Here is a 20724-nt window from a genome sequence, read left to right as displayed (position 1 = left end):
CCCTCCACGGATACCACGCCTCCCCGCCTCCCGCTCGGCGTGTCCACGGACCGGATGCCGCCGGCCGCCCACGGACCGGGTCCCGTCGGCCGTCCGCGCAGGGCCCCTGCGGGCCGCTCCCCGCCGGTAGGGTGCGGCGGCGTGAGCGACACGAACGCGGCATTCCTGCAGACCACCCGCTCCTCCTACGACGCGATCGCCAAGGAGTACACGGCAAGCCACCCGAGCGGCCTCGTCCATCCCCTGGACCGCACGCTGATCAACGCCTTCGCCGAGCTGGTCACGGCGAACAGCACCGCCCCCGTGGCCGACCTCGGCAGCGGGCCCGGCTACGTCACCGCCCGCCTGCGCGAGCTCGGCGTCCCGGCCTTCGGGGTCGACCTCTCCCCCGCCATGGTGACCCTGGCCCGCGAGGCGCACCCCGGGCTGCGCTTCCACGTGGGCTCGATGACGTCCCTGGACCTGGCGGACGCCACCCTGGGCGGCATCCTCGCCCTCTACTCCACGATCCACGTCCCCGACGACCGGCTGCCCGAGGCCTTCGCCGAGTTCCACCGCACCCTGGTCCCCGGCGCCCCCGTCCTCCTCGCCTTCCAGTCCGGCCCCGACACGGCCCACCTCCACCTCGCCGAACGCTTCGGCCACGAGATCGACCTCGACTACTACATGCGCACCCCGGACCAGATGACCGCCCTCCTCACGAAGGCGGGCCTGCGGCCGGTGGCCAGGGTGTACCGCGAACCGGAGGGCGAGGAGTCCCGGCCACGGGCGTTCGTACTGGCCAGGAAGCCGGAGTGACAGCGAACGAATTCGCTGCGATCGGGCCCCGTGCTGGTGGGCGCGGCCCGTCGGCCACGGCCCGGCCTAGAAGTGCTCGACCTCTTGGCCGTCCGGGACTTCGTAACACCCCGACACGACCATCAGGCTCAGCTTCGGCGGGTCGTTCTTCGACATTTGAACGATGTTCACGCCCACCTTCTTCTCGTCGTTGTCGGCAGTCAGGTTGATGTTCTTGTTCCTGCTGGTGTCCGGACCGTACTCAACGATCTTCCATCCGTTCTTCGGCAACTCCTCCTTGAGTCGCTTCATCGCTTCGTCGAGATCTCCCGCCGAGGCGGGATAGAAGCTCCACGGATGAAAGATCCGAAAGTACTTTTCCCGACTCCTGCCCGAACATTGATCAACTCCCGGGCGACTGTCGGACGCTTTCCCCTGAACCCCGATCAGGTCGTAGATGCCACTGGACACCTTCTCGACCGCATCGGAAACATCACGCGAGGTACTCGTGCCGGCGAGCGGTTTCTTTTCGGAAGACTTCTCAGAGTCAGTCATGCCGCATCCAGTGAGCGTAGCGAGGGTGAGCAAAATCGCGAGGGCGGAGGCGCCCGATTTGGTTTTCATGTCATCGCGCCCTATTCATGTCGGACCTACCTCGCATGTGCCCAGGCGTCGGGCGGCGGTTTCAACGCCACGTCATCGCCCTTGCCCACCACCACCATGGCCTGATTCTTCAGGCTCGTGGAACCGTCATCCCAGTAACCACTGTGTCCTTCGGTGTCCGTGGTCATCTCGTTGGCTCCGAATTCGGGGTCGCTGGGGATGACGAAGCCGTCACCCCCATGGCCCCAGCGGCCGATGTCAGGGACCACGTCCCCATCAGCCTCCTCGTTCCAGACATGCCCCTTGGGAACATCCATCTCGTCGGCGCCGGACACCTTGACGCCAGGACTTCCCGCGAAGACCACATCGTCGGCGTTGAGAGTCCCCGTCTGAGCCGCGGCACCAACAAGAGTTGTCCCGTACGAATGTCCGATCACCGTACGGTGCGGTTCCGAATCTCCGGAATGTGACGCTTCGAGTCCGTCCAGGAACCTGTTGAACTGCGGCGCACCATCGTATGCGTAATGCTCAAAAGGTGCATCCTTGTAGACGTCGTCGGGTGCGTCATATCCGAGCCAACTGATCGTGGAAACGGACTTCCCGTCGGCTTGGTCGTGGGCCGCGCGCCAAACCTTGGTCATTCGGTCGATACTGCCGCCCATACTGCTCAGGTCCGACTCCGTACCCGGAACATAGACTGCCTGATGATCCGCAGTGTCCGGATTTCCGTTGGCGACGATCGCACGACCGTCCCCTTCGGTATTAAATCCCAGCAGGTACGCTTCTGGCAGGCCCTTGATGCCCGTCGAGTCGAAGCGCTTCTGGATCGCACTCATACCCTGGAGCGATTTGGTGAGGTATTCGCGCCGATCACCATACTTCTTGTTCCACTCCATCCATTCATCCGTGTGCACCCTGACCGGATACTCGCCTGCGGTGATCCATGTCCATTCGTTGGCCGGCGGCTTCGGTATCGAGTCCAACTCCAACCGCTGTCGGGCCCGTGTCTCGTCGAACACGACGCGATTGGCCTCATCTCGAACGGTGGAGGGCAAACCGTCGAGTTTGCCAACGGAGTCAGGCTGGAGCGAGAGCCATGCAGCCTGCTGTTCCCGGGTCAGCCCCTGCCACCAGGTCGCGTTCCCCTTGGGGCTGCCACCCTTGGGAGGGTGCGGCAGGGAATCGAGATACTTCTTTCCGGCATCGCGGACGCCATCCATGTCGGACCGGGCATCGACCCAGTCCCGGTTGGAGACCACCAAGTCATCGTCGGCCTTCAGCGCGCGCAGTTTCGGCGCCCATTTGGCGTCCACCTCCGTGGCTTCGTGCAACGCGTCACCGATACGGTTGGCCAGATCTTGCGCCTTGCCGAAGTTCGGATTCGGATGGATGTTGGCCGCGGATCGCTCAAGCGCCGCCGACGTCGGGTCCGTCGGGCTCGCCCCAGGCGGCATGGTTCCGCCCTCCGGGATTTTGCCGTCGACTTCCGCGCCACCGCCGAGGACGCGGAGGACCATCTCGCGCTGACCCTCGATACGGCCCTCTTCGCGGCCTCGCTCCAGGCCCTGCTCCAGGCCCTGTTCCCGGCCTTCTTCGCGTACCTGTTCGGCGAGGGGGTGGCGCCAGAAGTACTGGATCGCTGTCATCAGTTCCCTCCACATCTGCTGTGCCTGGGGGTCGGTCAGGCAGGAGTCGACGAATTGGACGAGGACGGCGGCGCTGTCGGGGTCGATGGTCCGCAGGGCGGAAGCCAGTGGCTTCAGTATGGCCGTGGCCCGCGGGCCACGGCCGTGTGTCATCGCCGAGAGCACCGCCAGGGGGACGTCGCGCTCGGCCTCCGTCTCGTCCGCGATCACCGGGACGTTCTCCGGGCCCAGGACCAGGGGCCGCACCGTCATCGAGTGCCACTCGCGGAAGCCGAGACGGATGGGGCGCGAGGCCCAGCGGGCCGTGGCGCTGTTCTGGGTGATGACGATGAGGACCGGTTCGCAGCGGTACTTCTCGTACAGGTAGGAGAGGTAGTACGGCCAGCTGCCCCGCTTGCGGTCGTCCACCTTGCCCTGTGACTCGACCACGAGGAGGTAGGTCCCCTCGTCCGTTTCCGCTCGCAGCAGCGTGTCCACGCGCCGCTCGACCGGTTCGATCTCGGTGAGGTCCACGTTCATGGCCGCGATCTCCCGCGGCTCCGGGAACGGCACCCGCAGCACCCGCTGTAAGGCTCGGGTCAGCAGGGCCGGGTCCTTCTGGAAGATCCGGTGCAGGGCCTCGTGCGAGGAGCCGACCATCACGCGGCCTCCAGTTCGCACCACACGAACTTGCCCCGGTTGCCGAAGCGGGCCGAGGGCTGCCAGCCCCACACGTCCGCGCAGGCCCGGACCAGTGCGAGGCCTCGGCCGTCCTCCAGGTCCGTGACCTGCTCCAGCGGACGCGGCGGCTCCGGCGGGCCCGGGTCCGTGTCCCACGCGCCGATCCAGATCACCCCCTCCGCCGTCCGCCGCACCCTCAGCGCGGCCGGCCCCTTCGTGTGCCGTACGGCGTTGGAGACCAGCTCCGTCGCGAGGAGTTCGGCGGTGTCCGTCAGGCCGATCAGACCGTGCATCGTCAGGATCAGGCGCAGAGTGCGGCGGCAGACCGTGACCGCTCTGAGGTCGTTGGGGATGTAGAGGGTGTAGTCCCAGGTTTCGCAGGTTTCGGGCATGCGTCAGCTCCCGTGGGGTTGGGGGGATTCGCAGGCGGTGGCAATGCCGCGGCCGTCATGGCAGGACGGCGCGGTGCGCTTCCGCAGTGCGGTCGCTACGTCACTTACGGTAGGCCTGTATTTAAAGGCGGAGCAAGTGGATCGCGTAATCTTCCCCTGAACGAGTCGCGCTCGCAGGCGTGTTGGACCGAGGAGCAGTTGATGGGTTTGAGGCGCGAACCGACGGCACGCCAACTGCGTCTGGGCGTCGAGCTGCGCAGACTTCGCGAGGCCGCCGGCCTGAAGGGCCGTGAGGCGGCAGAGCTGCTCGGAGTGAGTTCCGTCCAGATCAACCAGATCGAATCCGGACTCACCGGAGTGAGCGAGGCGCGGCTGCGCCGCCTCGCCACTCACTACATGTGCACCGACGAGGAGTTGATCTCAGCCCTGGCGGCCATGGCCACTCAGCGGACACACGGCTGGTGGGCGGAGTACCAATGGCAGCTGCCGAAGCCGTTCCTCGACCTCGCCGAACTGGAGCACCACGCCGCCTTCCTGCGGGAGGTGCAGTTCCTCTTCGTCCCCGGTTCTCTGCAGACCGAGGACTACGCACGCGCGGTCTTCGCCTACCGGGTACCCGTACTCCCGCCAGAGGACATCGAGTTGCGCGTACGCCATCGGATGCAGCGCCAGACAGCCGTCACGGACATCCCGTACGAGGTCGTCATCCACGAGGCCGCGCTGCGCATCATGGTCGGCGATCGCGCCGCCTCACGGGCGCAACTCACCCACATTCTGGAACGTTCCGAAGCCGAGCACGTCACCGTGCGCGTCATCCCGTTCCACCTGGAGGGATTCGCCGGGGCCGCGAGTGCCATGGCGTATGCGGGAGGTCCCGTGCCGAAGCTGGACACGGTCGTGCGCGACAGTCCCCATGGAGCGGCGTTCATCGACTCGGAGGCTCAACTGAGCGCTTTTCGAACGCTCTTCCATAATGTGAAGGCCGTATCACTCGACCCCGCGCACTCGCGCACCTTCATCCACACCCTGGCGAAGGAACTGTGAAGCACTCCATGGACACCCCCGGTACCTGGCGGAAGTCGTCCTACTCCGGGCCCGGCGACGGAGACGCCTGCGTAGAGATCGCCTCCCACCCCACCCGCATAGCCGTCCGCGACTCCAAAGACCCCGCCGCAGGCACCCTCACCTTCCCGGCCGAGGCCTTCGCCCCCTTCATCGAGACCCTGAAGGAAGCCGCCGGCTAGGCAGGGCTCACCGCCGTCAGCCGGTGGACGTCGCGGGCCGTTCCCGTGACGCCCGACAGGAAGCCCTGGGCCCGGGGCGAGGCGTTCTCCGTCAGCCAGGCGGGGTCGATGTCGCAGACCGCCACGCGGACGCCCGTGCCGGCCAGCGCCAGCGGGAGGGTGTGGACGACCGTCGAGGGGAAGCTGAGGACCGTGCGGCCGATGGGGCCGCGGCGGGCGATCAGCTCCAGCGGGAGGTCGGGGCGGACGATCTCCAGGCCGGTCTCGCCGGCCAGGCGGTGCAGCTTGTCGGTGTGCTCGCGGCGGTGGGCGAAGTAGCGGGTGGCGCCGTGGGCCCCGGCCAGCGAGCGGACGGCCTCCACATAGCGGTCGGCGTCCACCACACCGGTCTCGACCAGCGAGGTGCCGACCATGTCGGCGCCCTTGGTGATGCGCGGCGGGCCGAAGCGGGCCCGGGTCCAGGCGAAGTCGTTGGCGGTGACGGTGACGCCCTCGGGGGTCTCCGTGACCGGCATGGAGGAGAAGACCTCCACCCGCCGGTCCGCGCTCGGGGTGAGGCGGCGGCGGGCCGAGGAGGAGACGGGGGCGAAGAGCAGGTCGCGGGGCCCGGGGCGGCCGCCCTTGCGGTGCCAGCGGACCAGCCGCTCGCCCCGCGCCAGCTGGGCGACGAACTCCATGGTCGCCGTGCCGTCGTCCACGACCACGAGGTCGCGGGCGCGGGTGATGGTGAGGAGGAGCTGCACGTAGCGGGAGAACGGGTCGCCCATGACGATCCGGTCCGCCCGCCGCAGCGGTCCGGCGAGCCCGCCGATGGTGTGGAAGGGCGCGGTCGTACCGCCCCGCGCCTCCTCCCAGCGCACCCGGTACCCCTCGTCCCGGGCCAGGTCGGCCATGCGGCGCAGCTGGCCCCGGGTCATGGGGTCGGTCGGGGACAGGACGACGACGGTGAGCTCCGCGCCGGCCGGCCGCGGCTCACCGGCCGGCGACCGCGGCGCCTGGGCGGCCGGCAGCGGCCGGCCCGGCTCGGCGGGGGCGCCGCGCAGGCCGTGCAGGTGCGCCCACTCCAGTACGTTCAGCAGCTGCACCGGGCTCTCCACGAAGGCGAGCGTGGGGGCAGGGTTGCCGGTGTGACCGGCGCGGGGGCTCATCGGCGTACGACCGTCCCGTCGTCAGGGGCTGACAAGGCCGGGCGGGGTCAGACGGCGACCGGCTCGCCCGCCGCCGCCGCGATCTCCGCCTCGGCGACGACGCCGGCGACGCGGCGCAGCTTCTTCATCGGGCCCAGCTCGGAGTCGTAGACCTTCTTGACGCCGTCACCGAGGGAGGCCTCGATGGTGCGGATGTCGCGGACGAGGCGCACGAGGCCCTGCGGCTCGACGGAAGCGGCCTGGTCCGAGCCCCACATGGCGCGGTCGAGGGTGATGTGGCGCTCGACGAAGGCGGCACCGAGGGCGACGGCGGCCAGCGTGGTCTGCAGGCCGGTCTCGTGGCCGGAGTAGCCGATCGGGACGTTCGGGAACTCCTTCTCCAGCGTGTTGATCGCGCGGAGGTTCAGCTCCTCGGCCTTGGCCGGGTAGGTGGAGGTGGCGTGGCACATGAGGATGTTGTCGCTGCCGAGGACCTCGACCGCGTGGCGGATCTGCTTCGGGGTCGACATGCCGGTGGAGAGGATGACGCTGCGGCCGGTGTCGCGCAGGGCGCGCAGCAGCTCGTCGTCGGTGAGGGAGGCGGAGGCCACCTTGTGGGCGGGTACGTCGAACTTCTCCAGGAAGGCGACGGCCTCGGTGTCCCACGGGGAGGCGAACCAGTCGATGCCCTTCTCCTTGCAGTACTCGTCGATCTGCCGGTACTCGTCCTCACCGAACTCCACGCGGTGGCGGTAGTCGATGTAGGTCATCCGGCCCCAGGGGGTGTCGCGCTCGATGTCCCACTGGTCGCGCGGCGTGCAGATCTCGGGAGTGCGCTTCTGGAACTTGACGGCGTCGCAGCCGGCCTCGGCGGCCACGTCGATCAGCTTGAACGCGTTCTCCAGCTCACCGTTGTGGTTGATGCCGATCTCGCCGCAGATGTAGACGGGCTTGCCCGGGCCGACCTGGCGGGAACCGAACGTACGCAGGCGGGAGTTGGTGTTCATGGCAGAGAAGTTCCTTACTTGGTGAGGGAGTCGAGAGAGGGGCCGAGGATCCACCCGGCGACCTCTCGGATCGCGCCGTCGCCACCGGGGAGGGTGGTGACCGCGCGTGCGGCGCCGCGTACGACGTCGTGGGCGTTTCCGACCGCCACGGGCCAGCCGACGAGGGCGAAGCACGGGAGGTCGTTGACGTCGTTGCCGACGTAGAGCACGCGCTCGGGCGCGATGCCCTGTTCCTCGCACCACTGCTTGAGGGCGAGGTCCTTGCGGTCGATGCCGTGCAGTACCGGGAGCTTGAGCTTCCGGGCGCGGGCGGCGACCACAGGGTTCTGTTCCGTGGACAGGATCAGCATCTTCAGCCCGCTCCTGCGCAGGGCTGCGATGCCGAGCCCGTCTCCGCGGTGCACGGAGACGAACTCCCGTCCGTCGGAGTCGATCAGCACCCGGTCGTCGGTCTGGGTGCCGTCGAAGTCGAGGACCACGGCGTCGATGTCGTCGTGGGTGGGGAGGGCGCCGGGCCGGGCCGCGTCGAACAGCGGGGCGAGGGCGCGGGCGCGGGCCAGGTCGTGCGGGTCGTCGATCTCCAGCACGCGGGCCGGGTCGGTGCGAACCAGCTCGGTGTGGCCGAAGAAGCGGTGGCGGTGCTCGCGGAAACCGGCCGCGTCCATCGCGTAGGCGGCGCCGGTCTCCAGCAGGTCCTGGGGGCGGTCCTGGCGGCGGGGGCGGAAGGACTTGTCGTGGTTGACGCCGTGACCGCCGGTGGATTCACCGGTGTTGATCCCGTCCGTGCCGTCGCGCCAGACGAAGCCGTGGAAGGGGGCGACGGTCACCGCGGTGTCCGCGCCGTTCGCGACGACCGCGGCGGCCACCGCGTCGATGTCCTCGCGGACGACGAACGGGCTGGTGCACTGCACCAGGAGCACCGCGTCGACGGGCGCGCCGTGCAGGGCCTCGTGGGCGTCCATGGCGTGCAGGACGGCGGCCTCGGAGGTGGCGGTGTCGCCGGCGATGGCGGCGGGGCGCAGCACCACCTCGGCGCCGGCCTGGCGGGCCGCGGCGGCGATGGCCTGGTCGTCGGTGGAGACGACCACGTCGGTCACCAGCCGGGCGGCACGGCACTCGCGCACCGCGCGGGCCACCAGCGGGACGCCGCCGACGGGGGCGAGGTTCTTCGCGGAGACACCCTTGGAGCCGCCGCGCGCGGGGATCACCGCGAGCACCCGGCGTACCGAAACGCCTTGTGCCGCATCCGGGTTGGGCATGGGGTCCTCTCCTTGGCGTACGTGACGCGCTCGACTTCCTCGACGTGGGCTGCGGTCGCTCACAGCTCTCCCATCCGCCGGATCACCGGGGCGACCCGCTGCACGCCGTGCCGGTAGGCGCCGCGCGCGGCGCGGCGCACGATCTGCCGGACGGCTCCGGGCTCCTTGTCGGCGGCGGGCGCGCCGGGCAGCGGTGCGCCGTCGGGGCCGAGGTGGTGGCGGGCGAGGATGCCGGGCAGATAGCCGGGCGCGGTCTCGGGGGTGTAGTAGGGGCTCAGGGGCGGCAGGGCCCCGGGGCGGTCCAGCAGCCCGGTGATGCGCTCGCGGGCCGCGTCGAACGCGTTCGCGTAGGAGCCCTCGGCGGCGACGCCCTGCCGGGCCACCCACTCCGGGTCCGGCGCCGGGCGGTGGCCTGCGTCGAGCTGGTCCCAGGAGGCGAGGCATCCGGAGCCGGTGAAGTGGTGGTTGCCGAGCACCTCGCGCACCCCGAGGTCGGTGAGTACGACCGTGGGGACACGCCGGTGCAGGGCCTCCAGCGCGGCGGTGGAGCTGACCGTGACCAGCAGGTCGGTACGGTCGAGAACCTCGCCCATGTGGCCGTACACGAGCCGGAAGTTGGCGGGGAGTTCCCTGCCCTGCACCAGCTTCTGGTACGGCAACTCCTCGATGTGCGTGGTGTGTTCGCCCGGCTTGGAGCGCAGCTTGAGCAGCACCTCGCGCTCGGGGTGCCTGCGGGCGTGCCCGATCAGCCGGTCGAGCAGGTAGGCGCGGTCCTTGCGGCTGTCCGGCACCGACGGCTGGGCCGCGAACACCACGGTGTAGGGCCTGTGCCCTTGCTTCGCGGACGGCTCGTGTTCGCCGGCGTAGGGCTCCCCGCCGAGGAACGGCAGCGCGACCTCGGTCACCGCGGAGGCGTCGGCGCCCACACCCTCGTACACGGCCCGGAACCGGTCCGCGTCGTGGGCGGAGTTGGCGAGGACGAGGTCCGCGCCGTGCCGCAGCAGCAGTCCGTCGGCGAGCTTCTCGTAGACGACGCCGACATAGCCGGTGACGACCACGGGACGCCTCCCGGTGCCCCAGGCGTGGCGCAGCCCGTGCAGCATCGCCTGCACACCGCCGCCGACGAGCGCGAGGACGAGGACGTCGTACGGCTCGCCGGTCATGGCGCGCAGGAACTCGACGCCGGTCACCTCGCGGAGGGAGTCGGCGGGGACGCCGACTTCCGTCAGCTGGCGGGCGGTGGGGGTCGCTCGTCCCCGCAGAAGGTAGCCGTCGAGCCGGATCGCGGCACCGGCCGGGGCGAGGCGCTGCGCGGTGAGCGCGCCCCACTTCCACCGGGTGTCGGAATCCGCGAGGACGGCGACTCGCAGGGACTTCGTTGCACTTGCTGGCACGCCGAGGACGCTAGGAAGCCATTCCGAGGAACCGCCCAACCCGAATGCAACAAACGGTTAACAGCACACCGCCGATTGGCGAATCGGGTCACGATCGGCCGGGAAACCCGCCTGGTTCACCATTCCGCCACGCGTCGTTCACCCGCAATCCCACCGGCCGTCAAGACGAATGCCGGGCCGGCGCCTACCGTCGACCGGGTGGTCAAGCTCTCCGTGATCCTGCCATTTTTCAATGTGCAGCGATATGCCCCAGAAACCCTGAAGAGCCTGCGCGCCAACACGCGGGAGGACTTCGAATTCATACTCGTCGACGACAATTCGACCGACGGAACGCGCGAGATCCTGGAGCGCGCGGCCTCCGACCTGCCGGGCGCGGTACTCGTGCGGCGCACGGAGAGCGGGGTGTCCGCCGCGCGCAACACGGGGATCGACGCCGCCCGTGGTGAGTACCTGACGTTCCTGGACGGCGACGACTGGGTCGCCCCCGGGTACTTCGAGCAGCTGGTGGCCGCCTTCGAGACGCTGGACTGCGACTTCCTGCGGACCGACCACGTGCGGTGCACGGGCACCGAGCGAGTCATCCACCGGGTGCCCTACGGGCTGCGGGACACCGTCGTGTCGCCGCGTGACGTGATCCTGCCGGACAACCGCTCGACGCCCGTCGACTACCCGTACTCCTGGGCGGGCATCTACCACCGCAGGCTCGTCGACCGTGGCCTGCTGCACTTCCCCGAGCAGCTGCACACCGCCGAGGACCGGCCCTGGATCTGGCGCCTGCACCGCGAGGCGGAGTCCTTCGCCGTGGCCGGGCGGCTGCTCGGGATCTTCTACCGGCGCGGCGTCACCTCTTCCCTGACGCAGATCGGCGACGTACGCCAGCTCGACTTCATTCCGGCGTTCGACCAGGTGATCGCGGAGACCCTCCAGGACCGGGACGGCGACCTCTATCTCCCCAAGGCCGTACGCACGTACTGCGCGATCATCGCCCACCACCTCAACACGATCGAGAAGTTCGAGCCGGCGGTCGCCCGCAGACTGCGCACCATGAGCGCGGCGGCCCTCAAGCGGCTGCCGCAGGACCTTCTCGACGACGTACTCGACTCGATGGACTGGGAGCGCGCCTCGCGACTGCGCCGGCTGCGCCGCCGCCCGGTGACGGAGAACGCTGCCGCATGACCACCCAGATCTTCTGCGCCTCCACGCTCTACGGAGCCGCCACGCTCGCCGCGGCCATCGACGCCGACTGCTTCCGCCCCGCCGGCCGGCGCATCCTGCTGGTCTCCAACAACGCGGGCAACCCCGAGGTCACCACCGCCCTCGACGAGATGCCGGGCTTCGCACCGCTGCGTGAGCGCTTCGACGAGGTGCTGTCGTGGAACGAGGCCATCGCGCCCTTCCACCCCGGCGGCTGGTCCCCGCGGCCCGACGACACCCCGCTGTTCGAGCGGCATCTGCGGCTGCTGTGGGACCTCGGCGACGACGACGTCGAGCTGGCCGTGGAGTCCATCCAGGTCAACCCGGCCCTCGCCGTCAGCCAGATCTTCTCCGTCGCGCCCATCAACGTGTACGCGGACGGGCTGATGAGCTACGGCCCCACCCGCTTCAAGATCGACCCACTGGTCGGCACCCGCGTGCGCCGCCTGCTCCACCTGGACCTGGTGCCGGGCCTGAAGCCCCTGCTGCTCACCGAGTTCGGGGTCGCGCCGCAGACCGTGCCGACGGACGCCTTCATGAAGGTGCTCGGCACGCTCGACGCCACGGCGCCCACGCTGCCCGAACTGCCCGCCGACGCGGCGCTGCTGCTCGGCCAGTACCTGTCGGCGCTGTCCATCCTCACGCCCGAGGAGGAAGAGGAGCTGCACATACGGATGCTGCGGGGAGCCCTCGCCCAGGGGCACCGCCGGGTGGTCTTCAAGCCGCACCCCACCGCGCCGGCCCGCTACGGCCGGGCCCTGGAGGAGGAGGCTGAGCGCCTCGGCGTCGAGCTGACCGTCCTCGACGTGCCCGTGCCGGCCGAGGTGCTCTACGAGCGGGTCCGTCCCGCGCTCGTCGTCGGCTGCTTCTCCACCGCGCTGTTCACCGCCAGGACCTTCTACGGGCTGCCCGCCGCGCGGGTCGGCACGGAGCTGCTGCTGGAGCGGCTGACCCCGTACCAGAACAGCAACCGCATCCCGGTGACACTGGCCGACGCGCTGCTGCCCGACCTGGAGAGCGGCCGGACGGCGACGGCCGGCGACGTGAAGGGCCTGGTGGAGACCGTCGGCTTCATGATGCAGCCGCAGATCTACCCCGGGCTGCGCCAGGCTGCGACCGAGTACCTCACCCACCGCCCGGCCGGCATCGACCACTTCTTCAAGCGCCGCCGGCTCACCGCGCTCGGCCTGCCCGGCGGCCTGCCGGCCCGGCTCGCCTTCATTCCGCGCAACGCCACGGTGCGGCGGGTGGCGCGGCGGGTGCGCACCATGAAGCGGACGGCGCGCGGATAGCGGCAGCGGGTGGAGAGCGGCCACTCCGGGAAAGGCGATCGGCGCGCGATCCGGTCCGGTTCTGATCCGGTCCGATCCGTCCGTCCGTCCGTCCGGCCCGTTCGAGAGGAACAACGGAAAGAGAAAAGGACGCGAAGGTGAACGGGAAAGGGCAGGCAGGGAAATCATCCGCGCACTGCCCACTCGATTCCCGTGATTTTCGGCGGGCGTCGGTGACATGAATCCTGTGCGTCGGGAATTTTCACAGAAAGTTTCTCGCTATTGGCGCGGGTCGGGTAAACAGTCGAACACCATGTCTGCTTCCTCCCATGCCCCCGCCTCCGCTCCCGCCGCCTCCGCGCCGGAAAGAGCCACCGCCCGCCCCGCCCCCGGCCGCTCCACCACCGGCCCCTCCGGCCCCGGTCCCTCCACCGCCGACGGACGCCGGAGCCGGCTGCACGCGCTCGACGGGCTGCGTCTGCTGGCCGCGCTGATGGTCTGCCTCTACCACTACACCGGACGCGGCGGCCCGGTCTCCGCGTCCTGGCACCAGGCCCCGTCCCACCTCTTCCCGGCCCTGTCCCAGGTGACGGTCTACGGCAACCTGGGCGTGCAGTTCTTCTTCGTCATCAGCGGTTTCGTCATCTGCATGAGCAGCTGGGGCCGCACGCTCGGCGACTTCTTCCGCTCCCGCGTCGCCCGCCTCTACCCCGCCTACTGGGCCGCCCTGGTCCTGGTCACCGGCGCGTCCCTCGCGCTGCCGGTCGTCGTCCACGCGGTCCGGCCGGACGAGTTCCTGGTCAACCTGACGATGCTGCAGCAGCCCATGGGCGTACCGCGCGTGCTGGGTGTGTGCTGGACGCTCTGGGCGGAGGTCCGCTTCTACGCGCTGTTCGCCCTGCTCGTCGTCGCCCGCGGGGTCACCTACCGCCGCGTGGTGATGTTCTGCGGTGTGTGGACGCTGGCGGTGGTCCTCTGCCGCACGTCCGGCAACGCGCTGACAGACCAGCTGGTCATGCCCGACTACGCCCCGTTCTTCATCGGCGGTCTCGCCCTCTATCTCGTCCACCGCTTCGGCGGCGACCTGCTGCTGTGGGGCATCGTGGCCTTCTCCTGGCTGCTCGGGCAGAGCAACGCCACGCGCGGACTGTGGCACGCGCACGGGGAACTCGTCCGCGACCCGTACGTCGTCATGCTGATCGTCACCCTCGCGTTCGCCGCCGTGGCGGCCGTGGCGCTGGGCTGGACCAGCCGCGCGCACGGCTCGTGGCTGGTCACGGCGGGCGCGCTGACGTACCCGTTCTACCTGGTCCACGAGCACCTGGGCTGGTTCGCCATCCGGCTGCTGCACCGGGGGCTCGGCCTGCCCGCGTGGCCGACGCTCGGCGTGACGGTCCTGGGCATGCTGGTGCTGGCGTGGCTGCTGCACCGCTTCGTGGAGAAACCTTTCGGACCACGCCTGCGGAAGGCGCTGAAGAGGCCCCGCACACCGGGGACCTCACCGCGGTAGGGGCCGCACACCGCCTCAGCGCACCCGGTAACGCGCCTCGACACCTACGAGGAGGAGCGGCGCGCCAACGCCGCGGCCATGCTGGGTCTGTCGACGGGCGTCCACCGCGGGGAGATACGGCGGGGCAGGGCGACGGTCCAGCTCGACCCGGCGTACCCGAAGTCGTCCCTCAGCGAGGAGCGGCGCACCGCCCCGGCCGAGGTGCGCGCGGGCGACCGGGCGCCGCACGGCACGGCGGACGGACTGGACGGCTATCTGGCCCGGGTCGGCTGCCGCTGAGACCCCAAGCAAGCGCGAGCGGTGCGCTACATGCACCAGGCTGCAATGCGGGGGGTTCCGGCAAACCGAATTGCCAAGGTTCTAGACAGGGCCAAGGTTCCGACCTACAGCAACCGGAAATGGAACAAACAGCAGGTTCTCAGGATTCTCAGGAACCCTGCCGTTAAGGGGCTTCGCACCGAAGGAGGGACGAAGTCGACTACCTACAAATCTACGCCGGTGCTAGACAAGCAGGGCCAGGAAATCAGGGTCACGGATGAACCGATCCTGACTGATACAGAATTCGAGAGCGTACAAGCAGCACTTGCCACCCGCGCGAAGAACAAGCGTCATCATGAGAAGAACCGTCGCCCCACTAGGTTCCTTGGCGTCATGAAACACCAATGCGGTAGAAACGTTAACGAAACGAACAACTACAAGACACTTTCTACCGGCGAAGTGAAAGAGTACCGATGCTTGCGGTGCCCCGATTGCCGGAAGCCAGGATTCGTGACACCGGACCCTGAGCATGTGTACTCGGCTCTTGCACAGGCCGTCTTTGAGGCCTTGGGGGATTTCGAGGTGATCCGCCGTGAGTACGCCCGAGGCGACGAAAACAGGCGTGAGCGGAAGCGACTGGAAGAGTCCATCGCCTACTACATGTCTGGGCTGGAGTCCGGGGGAAGGTTCGATAAAGCCGGGTTCATTCGAGAGAAGGCAGAGGCCACGCTAGACGTCCTCATGAACGACTTGATGAAGATCGACCCGGATTCCACAAAGGATAGGTGGGTCTACGAAAGCACCGGCATGACCTACAGTCAGCATTGGAAGGCTGGTGGCGTAGAGGCCATGGAAAAGGATCTACTGAGCGCCGGAATAACTTTCGAACTTGGAAAGCAGGACGATGGGGAGCTGTTGGGGCAGTTGATCATTCCGCGCGATGTTAAGAAGCGACTGATCAGGATGGACAACAACTGGAGTTAGCTATACCGGCGCGGTCCGTGAAACCGAAATTCCGATGGCCCGGCTGTCGCGTCGGGTGGGCGTCGGGTTCCACGGCTCCGAGGACATTCGGCTGCTGGTCGGGATGGGTCGTTGTTGCTGTTCAGTTGGGGTTCGGCAGGGCTTGGAGCCGGGCGAAGGCGCTGGTGATCGTGTCGGTCCAGGGCCAGTGGCGGGCCAGGCGGAGGATGCGTCGGCGGCTGGTGGTGACCAGGCGGGCTGCGGCGGTGAACAGTCGCAGCCGTAGGCGTTTGGGTTCCCAGCGGCGGGCCGTGCCGGTCAGGGCGAGCATCGGCATCCATGCCAGCAGGTCCAGGGCGAGCTGGACGATCTCCAGCCAGACCTGGTTCTGGGCAGTGTGGTGCAGGGGCAGGTTGCGCAGGCCGGTGTCGCGGGCCGCGCGGATGCGGTCCTCGGCGCGGGCGCGCTGGCGGTGCCGCAGTTCCAAGGCCGCGATCGGGGTGCCGGTGGTGTTGGTGGCGAAACAGGTCAGACGCATGCCGTCGGCGTCGGTGAACCTCAACTGCGCTCCGGGATGGGGACGTTCCTTGCGCACAATCAACCGCATCCCGGACGGCCAGCCCTTGAGGAGGTCCCCGGCCAGTTCGGCCACCCAGGCGCCGTCGCGGAGCTGACAGTCAGGTTCGACCGCTGCCGTCCAGGCCGAGTCCGGGACCCGCAGCACAGCGTGGTGGACGGCGTCGGTGATCGTCATACCGACCGAGTAGGACAGCCACCGGCCGCGCGCAGTGAGCCAGTCCAGGAACTCGTGGGTGCCGCCGGCGGAGTCGGTGCGGATCAGGGTGCGGCGGCCGCGCCGGTACTGCTTGGGCAACTGGGCCAGGGCCAGCCGGGTGGTGGTGATGTGGTCGGCCGCGGTGTTGCTGCCTGCGTTGCCCGGCCACAACAGGGCGGCCACCGGCTCCCCGGACCCGGCCGACCCGTGGTCGACGAACGCGACCAGCGGATGGTGCCCGAAGGTTCGCTTCCAGGTCGCGGTGGCGTCCTGCTTCTCGGAGTGCGCCAGGACCAGCACGCCGTCGATGTCCACGATGACTTGGCCGTTCGCGTCGGGGGCATCGGCCTGGGGAGAGTGCTTCTTTCCTTGCAGCTGACAGGACCCTCACCGAGTCCCATCGTTGCAGGTCAGAGGCATTATCCGTTTATCTGATCAAGACCCGGACAAGCCCGCTCGCAGGGGCGCGAGGTTAGCCGTTTTCCCGGCCCGGCAGGGGCGCGCCCTCCAGGAAGTCGTGATAGGTCTCGACGGCTTCCGGATCGATTTCAGGGTTGGAGGGGCCGTAGCGGGTGTCGGTGCGGTCCCGCTTCGGCCCGGAGACCCAGAACTCCTCGTTGGTCTGCACGTCGTAGAAGTTCGCATCGAACATCCCCCCTGCCCGGCGCAGTGTCCTCCCGCGAAAGTACCCAGTGCTCCAGGTCTTCGAGAAGTCCACCCACCCGATCCACGAGGGTCCGCGGTCGGTGTTGTAACCAGTCTTCAACTGCACGAACATGAGACGTCGAGGCATACGCTCAGGGTCCTGCACAGACCGCATCCGTGACCAGCCATTTTGCGGGCGCCTCCGAGACCCCGCGCCACCGCCGGTAAGGGCTCGGACAGGTGGGTACGGCCCGATGCGCTCGTTCACCTGGAGAGTGCTTCTTTCCTTGCAGCGGGCAGAACCCCTGGCAAGTCCCATCGTTGCAGCTCAGCAGCACTCTCCACCTATCTGATCAAGACCCGCACAAGCCCGCTCGTGAAAGCCCGAGGCTAGGGCGGCCCTAGAGGGTCGACAAGGTCCCTGAGGACCTCAGGACGCCTCAGGGCTACTCACGGCCTTCACGGTGATTGGCTGCCGCTTCCGCCTGCTGGGTGTGCTGGCAAGGGCAGAGAACGGGGTGACCTTGGGGGGCTCCTCGGACTCCTTCGGGAGCCTCTCGGGCAGGCCCAGGGCTCCTAGTGCCTCCTGCTGCTCCTGGAGGCTCATGCGGGCGAACAGGGCCGCAGCATCGTCAAGGTGAGACATGGCAACCCTCTATACGCTTGCCAGAGACAGCTTGACGGCGAACCCCAGGAAGAGCACCCCGGCGGCCGAGGTGGCCCCTGCGCTGAGCGTCCTCCGGCGACGGAACGCAGCAGCTAGACGAGACCCACCGAAGATGAGCGCAGACAGGTACAACACGCTTGCCACCTGGGCGAGTACGCCTAGAGTCACGAACCCCATGACCGGGTTGGATTCTGACACGAACTGCACGAAGAAGGCGACGAAGAACAGGATCGCCTTGGGGTTGAAGAGGCTGACGACGAGAGCCTTCCGGAAGGGCCGCTCCCCGGCCGCGGCGGCGGCCGGCGAAGTGTCCTCCACGGTCTGCTCCCGCCGCGTCCGCCACATCTGCCGGGCGGACCGCAGCATCCCGATCGCCAGCCAGGTCAGATACCCGGCCCCCGCGTACTTCACGATCCCGAACAGCACGGCGTTCGCCTGGAGCAGGGAGGCCACCCCGGCGGCGGACAACGTCATCAGCACGGTGTCCCCGCACCACACCCCCGCGGCGGCGGTGTACCCGGCCCGCACGCCACGGCGGGCGGCGACGGAGAGGACGTACAGGGAGTTGGGGCCGGGCAGCAGGACGATGAGCACAAGTCCTGCCAGGTAGGTGGGGAGATCGATGACACCGAACATGAAATCGAGTGTCGCACGGAGGTATGACGCGAAGCGGTCCGGCGGTTCAGAACGCGTCCGACGGTACGTGGCTCCCCCACACCTCCCGCAGCGCCCCGCACACCTCGCCCACCGTCGCCCGTGCCCGCAGCGCCTCCTTCATCGGGTACAGCACGTTGTCCTCCCCCGCGGCCGCCTTCTTCAGCGCGGCCAGGGCCGAGGCCACCGCCCCCCGGTCCCGGCCGGCCCGCAGCGCGGCCAGCCGCTCCGCCTGCCGGGCCTCGATCGCGGGGTCGACGCGCAGCGGCTCGTACGGTTCCTCCGCGTCGATCCGGAAGCGGTTGACGCCCACCACCACCCGCTCCCCCGCGTCGGTCTCCCGCGCGATGCGATACGCGTTGCGTTCGATCTCGGCCTTCTGGAAGCCCTGCCCGATCGCCGCCTCCGCCCCGCCCATGTCCTCCACCCTCCGCATCAGATCCAGCGCCGCCTCCTCGACCTCGTCGGTCAGCCTCTCGATCGCGTAGGAGCCCGCGAAGGGGTCGACCGTCGCGGTCACGTCCGTCTCGTACGCGAGCACCTGCTGGGTGCGCAGCGCCAGCCGGGCGCTCTTGTCCGTCGGCAGGGCGATCGCCTCGTCGAAGGAGTTGGTGTGCAGGGACTGGGTACCCCCGAGGACCGCCGCGAGGGCCTGTACGGCGACCCGGACGAGGTTCACCTCCGGCTGCTGCGCGGTCAGCTGGACGCCCGCCGTCTGGGTGTGGAAGCGCAGCATCCAGGACTTCGGGTTCCGCGCCCCGAACTCCTCCCGCATCACCCGCGCCCAGATCCTGCGCGCCGCGCGGAACTTGGCGACCTCCTCCAGCAGCGTCGTACGGGCCACGAAGAAGAAGGACAGCCGGGGGGCGAAGTCGTCGACGTCCATGCCCGCCGCGACCGCCGTACGGACGTACTCGATGCCGTCGGCGAGCGTGAAGGCGATCTCCTGCGCGGGCGAGGCGCCGGCCTCGGCCATGTGGTAGCCGGAGATCGAGATCGTGTTCCACTTCGGGATCTCGGCCGTGCAGTACTTGAAGATGTCGGCGGTCAGGCGCAGCGAGGGGCCCGGCGGGAAGATGTACGTGCCCCGCGCGATGTACTCCTTCAGGACGTCGTTCTGGATGGTGCCGGTGAGCCGGTCGGCCAGCACCCCCTGCTCCTCCGCGACCAGTTGGTACAGCAGGAGCAGCAGCGCGGCCGGGGCGTTGATCGTCATCGACGTGGAGACCCGGTCCAGCGGGATGCCGTCGAACAGCACCCTCATGTCCTCGATCGAGTCGATCGCCACGCCCACCTTGCCGACCTCGCCGTGCGCGAGGGGCGCGTCGGAGTCGTGGCCCATCTGGGTGGGCAGGTCGAAGGCGACGGACAGACCGGTGGTGCCGTGCGCGATCAGCTGCCGGTAGCGGGCGTTGGACTCGGCGGCCGTACCGAAACCGGCGTACTGGCGCATGGTCCAGGGGCGGCCGGTGTACATGGTCGGGTAGACCCCGCGGGTGAACGGGTACGCGCCCGGTTCGCCCAGCTTCCTGTCCGGGTCCCAGCCGGTCAGGTCCGCCGGGCCGTAGACCGGCTCGACGGGCAGGCCCGACTCCGACTCACGCGGCATGGGTGTCTCTGCCTCACGCGCCATGAATGCCTCCGCGGGAACGTTCACTCACCCTCACCATGCCCCGTAGTTCGACGGCGGTCACGCGGGGAAACATCCCCGGCATGAGGATCCCGGCCAGACCCGCCGCCGTACTCGCCTCGGTCGCCGCCCTCGCCGCGATCGGCGGCTGCACCGTGCAGCCGCCGGACGCCGACGACGGCAAGCACCGTTCCCCCGTCCACATCCAGCTGCCCTCCGGCTCGCCCGGCCAGAGCGCCGGTGCCGGCGCGACGCGGGGCGCGGACCCCGGTCCCACCCGGACGGACCGGGCCCCGCGGGCCGGTGGCCCGGACACGGCCGCCGACGGCCAGGCCTCCGCGCCGGCGCCCCGTGTGCTGTGGTCACGCGGGGACAGCGGCACCGGCGTACGCGAGCTGCAGGCCCGCCTCCGCCAGCTCGACTGGCTGTTCGACGGGCCGACGGGGTCGTACGACGATCTGACCCAGCGGGCCGTCGAGGGTTTCCAGGGCAAGCGCGGGCTGCCCCGTACGGGTGAGACGGACTCGGCCACCTGGCAGCGGCTGCTGGCGATGACCCACCGGCCGGGTCAGTGGGAGCTGTACCTGATGGGAGGCCAGCCGGCCGCCGCGCCCGATCCCCGCTGCCTGACCGGCCGCGTGCTGTGCATCAGCAAGACCAGCCGGACCCTGCGCTGGATGGTCGACGGGCGGACCGTGTCGACGATGTCCGTCCGCTTCGGCACGCAGTACACCCCGACCCGCGAGGGTGTGTTCCAGATCTACTGGAAGTCACGGCACCATGTGTCGACGCTCTACCACTCCCCCATGCCGTACGCGATGTTCTTCAGCGGCGGCCAGGCGGTGCACTACTCCTACGACTTCGCGGCGCGCGGATACGCGGGCGGTTCGCACGGCTGCGTCAACGTGCGGGACGAGGCGGCGGTCTCGGCGCTGTTCGCGCGGGTGCGGACCGGCGACAAGGTCGTCGTGTACTGGTGAGACGGTGCGGAGGTGCGGAGGTGCGGCGGCGAGCCGTTGCCGTGGTGCGGCGAGCGCCGGGGATTGCG

Annotated in this window: 17 protein-coding genes and 4 pseudogenes; 9 read left to right on the top strand and 12 right to left on the bottom strand. The window is 69.2% G+C overall.

The genetic code is table 11. The features are described from left to right. Positions 1-141: 141 nt before the first annotated feature. Positions 142-798 carry a class I SAM-dependent methyltransferase gene (locus tag OIB37_RS22820; RefSeq protein ID WP_330459454.1) on the top strand — a complete coding sequence of 219 codons (657 nt, stop codon included), beginning with the start codon at positions 142-144 and terminating at the stop codon, positions 796-798. 66 nt (positions 799-864) lie between these two features. Here OIB37_RS22820 and OIB37_RS22815 read toward each other — a convergent pair whose 3' ends face one another. From OIB37_RS22815 to OIB37_RS22800, 4 genes and pseudogenes are all read right to left on the bottom strand, one after another. After that, positions 865-1401 (bottom strand): hypothetical protein, encoded by a 537-nt coding sequence (locus OIB37_RS22815; RefSeq protein ID WP_330459453.1) that lies wholly within the window; start codon positions 1399-1401, stop codon positions 865-867. 26 nt (positions 1402-1427) lie between these two features. Beyond that, entirely contained in the window at positions 1428-2216 is a 789-nt protein-coding gene (locus tag OIB37_RS22810) for an alpha/beta hydrolase (RefSeq protein ID WP_330461935.1), read from the bottom strand. Positions 2217-2879: 663 nt separating this feature from the next. After that, positions 2880-3665, bottom strand: a pseudogene (locus OIB37_RS22805) (hypothetical protein); the annotation flags it as partial. After that, on the bottom strand, positions 3665-4078 hold the full coding sequence (locus tag OIB37_RS22800; protein ID WP_330459452.1) for an ATP-binding protein: 414 nt from the start codon (positions 4076-4078) through the stop codon (positions 3665-3667). The gene OIB37_RS22800 and the pseudogene OIB37_RS22805, both read right to left, overlap by 1 nt. Before the next feature lie 201 nt (positions 4079-4279). On the opposite strand from OIB37_RS22800, the gene OIB37_RS22795 reads away from it, so the two are divergent. Continuing rightward, complete coding sequence (locus OIB37_RS22795; protein ID WP_330459451.1) at positions 4280-5122, top strand: helix-turn-helix domain-containing protein; 843 nt, start codon at positions 4280-4282, stop codon at positions 5120-5122. A gap of 8 nt (positions 5123-5130) precedes the next feature. Further along, positions 5131-5322 (top strand): DUF397 domain-containing protein, encoded by a 192-nt coding sequence (locus tag OIB37_RS22790; protein WP_330459450.1) that lies wholly within the window; start codon positions 5131-5133, stop codon positions 5320-5322. Here OIB37_RS22790 and OIB37_RS22785 read toward each other — a convergent pair. The 4 genes from OIB37_RS22785 to OIB37_RS22770 are packed head-to-tail and all read right to left on the bottom strand — an operon-like array spanning position 5319 to position 10109. Beyond that, complete coding sequence (locus tag OIB37_RS22785; RefSeq protein WP_330459449.1) at positions 5319-6470, bottom strand: hypothetical protein; 1152 nt, start codon at positions 6468-6470, stop codon at positions 5319-5321. The two genes, OIB37_RS22790 and OIB37_RS22785, sit on opposite strands and share 4 nt — an antisense overlap. Positions 6471-6517: 47 nt before the next feature. Then, a complete protein-coding gene (locus OIB37_RS22780; RefSeq protein WP_330459448.1) occupies positions 6518-7456 on the bottom strand; it encodes an N-acetylneuraminate synthase family protein in 939 nt (312 codons plus the stop codon). Between the two features lie 14 nt (positions 7457-7470). Beyond that, positions 7471-8715 carry an N-acylneuraminate cytidylyltransferase gene (locus OIB37_RS22775; RefSeq protein WP_330459447.1) on the bottom strand — a complete coding sequence of 415 codons (1245 nt, stop codon included), beginning with the start codon at positions 8713-8715 and terminating at the stop codon, positions 7471-7473. A gap of 59 nt (positions 8716-8774) precedes the next feature. Next, positions 8775-10109, bottom strand: coding sequence for a DUF6716 putative glycosyltransferase (locus OIB37_RS22770; RefSeq protein ID WP_330459446.1), 1335 nt, complete (start codon positions 10107-10109; stop codon positions 8775-8777). A 198-nt stretch (positions 10110-10307) separates the two neighbouring features. Between OIB37_RS22770 and OIB37_RS22765 the strand changes: the two genes are divergently transcribed. The 5 genes and pseudogenes from OIB37_RS22765 to OIB37_RS22745 all read left to right on the top strand — a co-directional run. Continuing rightward, on the top strand, positions 10308-11285 hold the full coding sequence (locus tag OIB37_RS22765; protein WP_330459445.1) for a glycosyltransferase family 2 protein: 978 nt from the start codon (positions 10308-10310) through the stop codon (positions 11283-11285). Continuing rightward, a complete protein-coding gene (locus OIB37_RS22760) occupies positions 11282-12595 on the top strand; it encodes an alpha-2,8-polysialyltransferase family protein (protein WP_330459444.1) in 1314 nt (437 codons plus the stop codon). The genes OIB37_RS22765 and OIB37_RS22760 overlap by 4 nt, the downstream gene beginning before the upstream one ends. Positions 12596-12887: 292 nt before the next feature. Beyond that, positions 12888-14084, top strand: coding sequence for an acyltransferase family protein (locus OIB37_RS22755; RefSeq protein WP_330459443.1), 1197 nt, complete (start codon positions 12888-12890; stop codon positions 14082-14084). Between the two features lie 24 nt (positions 14085-14108). Then, positions 14109-14330: pseudogene (locus tag OIB37_RS22750) on the top strand (pentachlorophenol monooxygenase); the annotation flags it as partial. A gap of 48 nt (positions 14331-14378) precedes the next feature. Further along, positions 14379-15326: pseudogene (locus OIB37_RS22745) on the top strand (recombinase family protein); the annotation flags it as partial. A 121-nt stretch (positions 15327-15447) separates the two neighbouring features. Here OIB37_RS22745 and OIB37_RS22740 read toward each other — a convergent pair. From OIB37_RS22740 to OIB37_RS22725, 4 genes and pseudogenes are all read right to left on the bottom strand, one after another. Then, positions 15448-16425 (bottom strand): annotated as a pseudogene (locus tag OIB37_RS22740) (IS1380 family transposase); the annotation flags it as partial. 127 nt (positions 16426-16552) lie between these two features. Beyond that, on the bottom strand, positions 16553-16732 hold the full coding sequence (locus OIB37_RS22735; protein ID WP_330459442.1) for a hypothetical protein: 180 nt from the start codon (positions 16730-16732) through the stop codon (positions 16553-16555). Between the two features lie 648 nt (positions 16733-17380). After that, on the bottom strand, positions 17381-18028 hold the full coding sequence (leuE, locus tag OIB37_RS22730) for a leucine efflux protein LeuE (RefSeq protein WP_330459441.1): 648 nt from the start codon (positions 18026-18028) through the stop codon (positions 17381-17383). Positions 18029-18074: 46 nt separating this feature from the next. Then, positions 18075-19655: an acyl-CoA mutase large subunit family protein gene (locus OIB37_RS22725; protein WP_330461934.1), complete on the bottom strand. Its 1581-nt coding sequence runs from the start codon at positions 19653-19655 to the stop codon at positions 18075-18077. A gap of 104 nt (positions 19656-19759) precedes the next feature. On the opposite strand from OIB37_RS22725, the gene OIB37_RS22720 reads away from it, so the two are divergent. Then, positions 19760-20656 carry a L,D-transpeptidase family protein gene (locus OIB37_RS22720; RefSeq protein WP_330459440.1) on the top strand — a complete coding sequence of 299 codons (897 nt, stop codon included), beginning with the start codon at positions 19760-19762 and terminating at the stop codon, positions 20654-20656. Positions 20657-20724 lie beyond the last annotated feature (68 nt).

The organism is Streptomyces sp. NBC_00820, from assembly GCF_036347055.1.
GTDB lineage: Bacteria > Actinomycetota > Actinomycetes > Streptomycetales > Streptomycetaceae > Streptomyces.
This window is presented reverse-complemented; position numbering and strand designations above follow the sequence as displayed.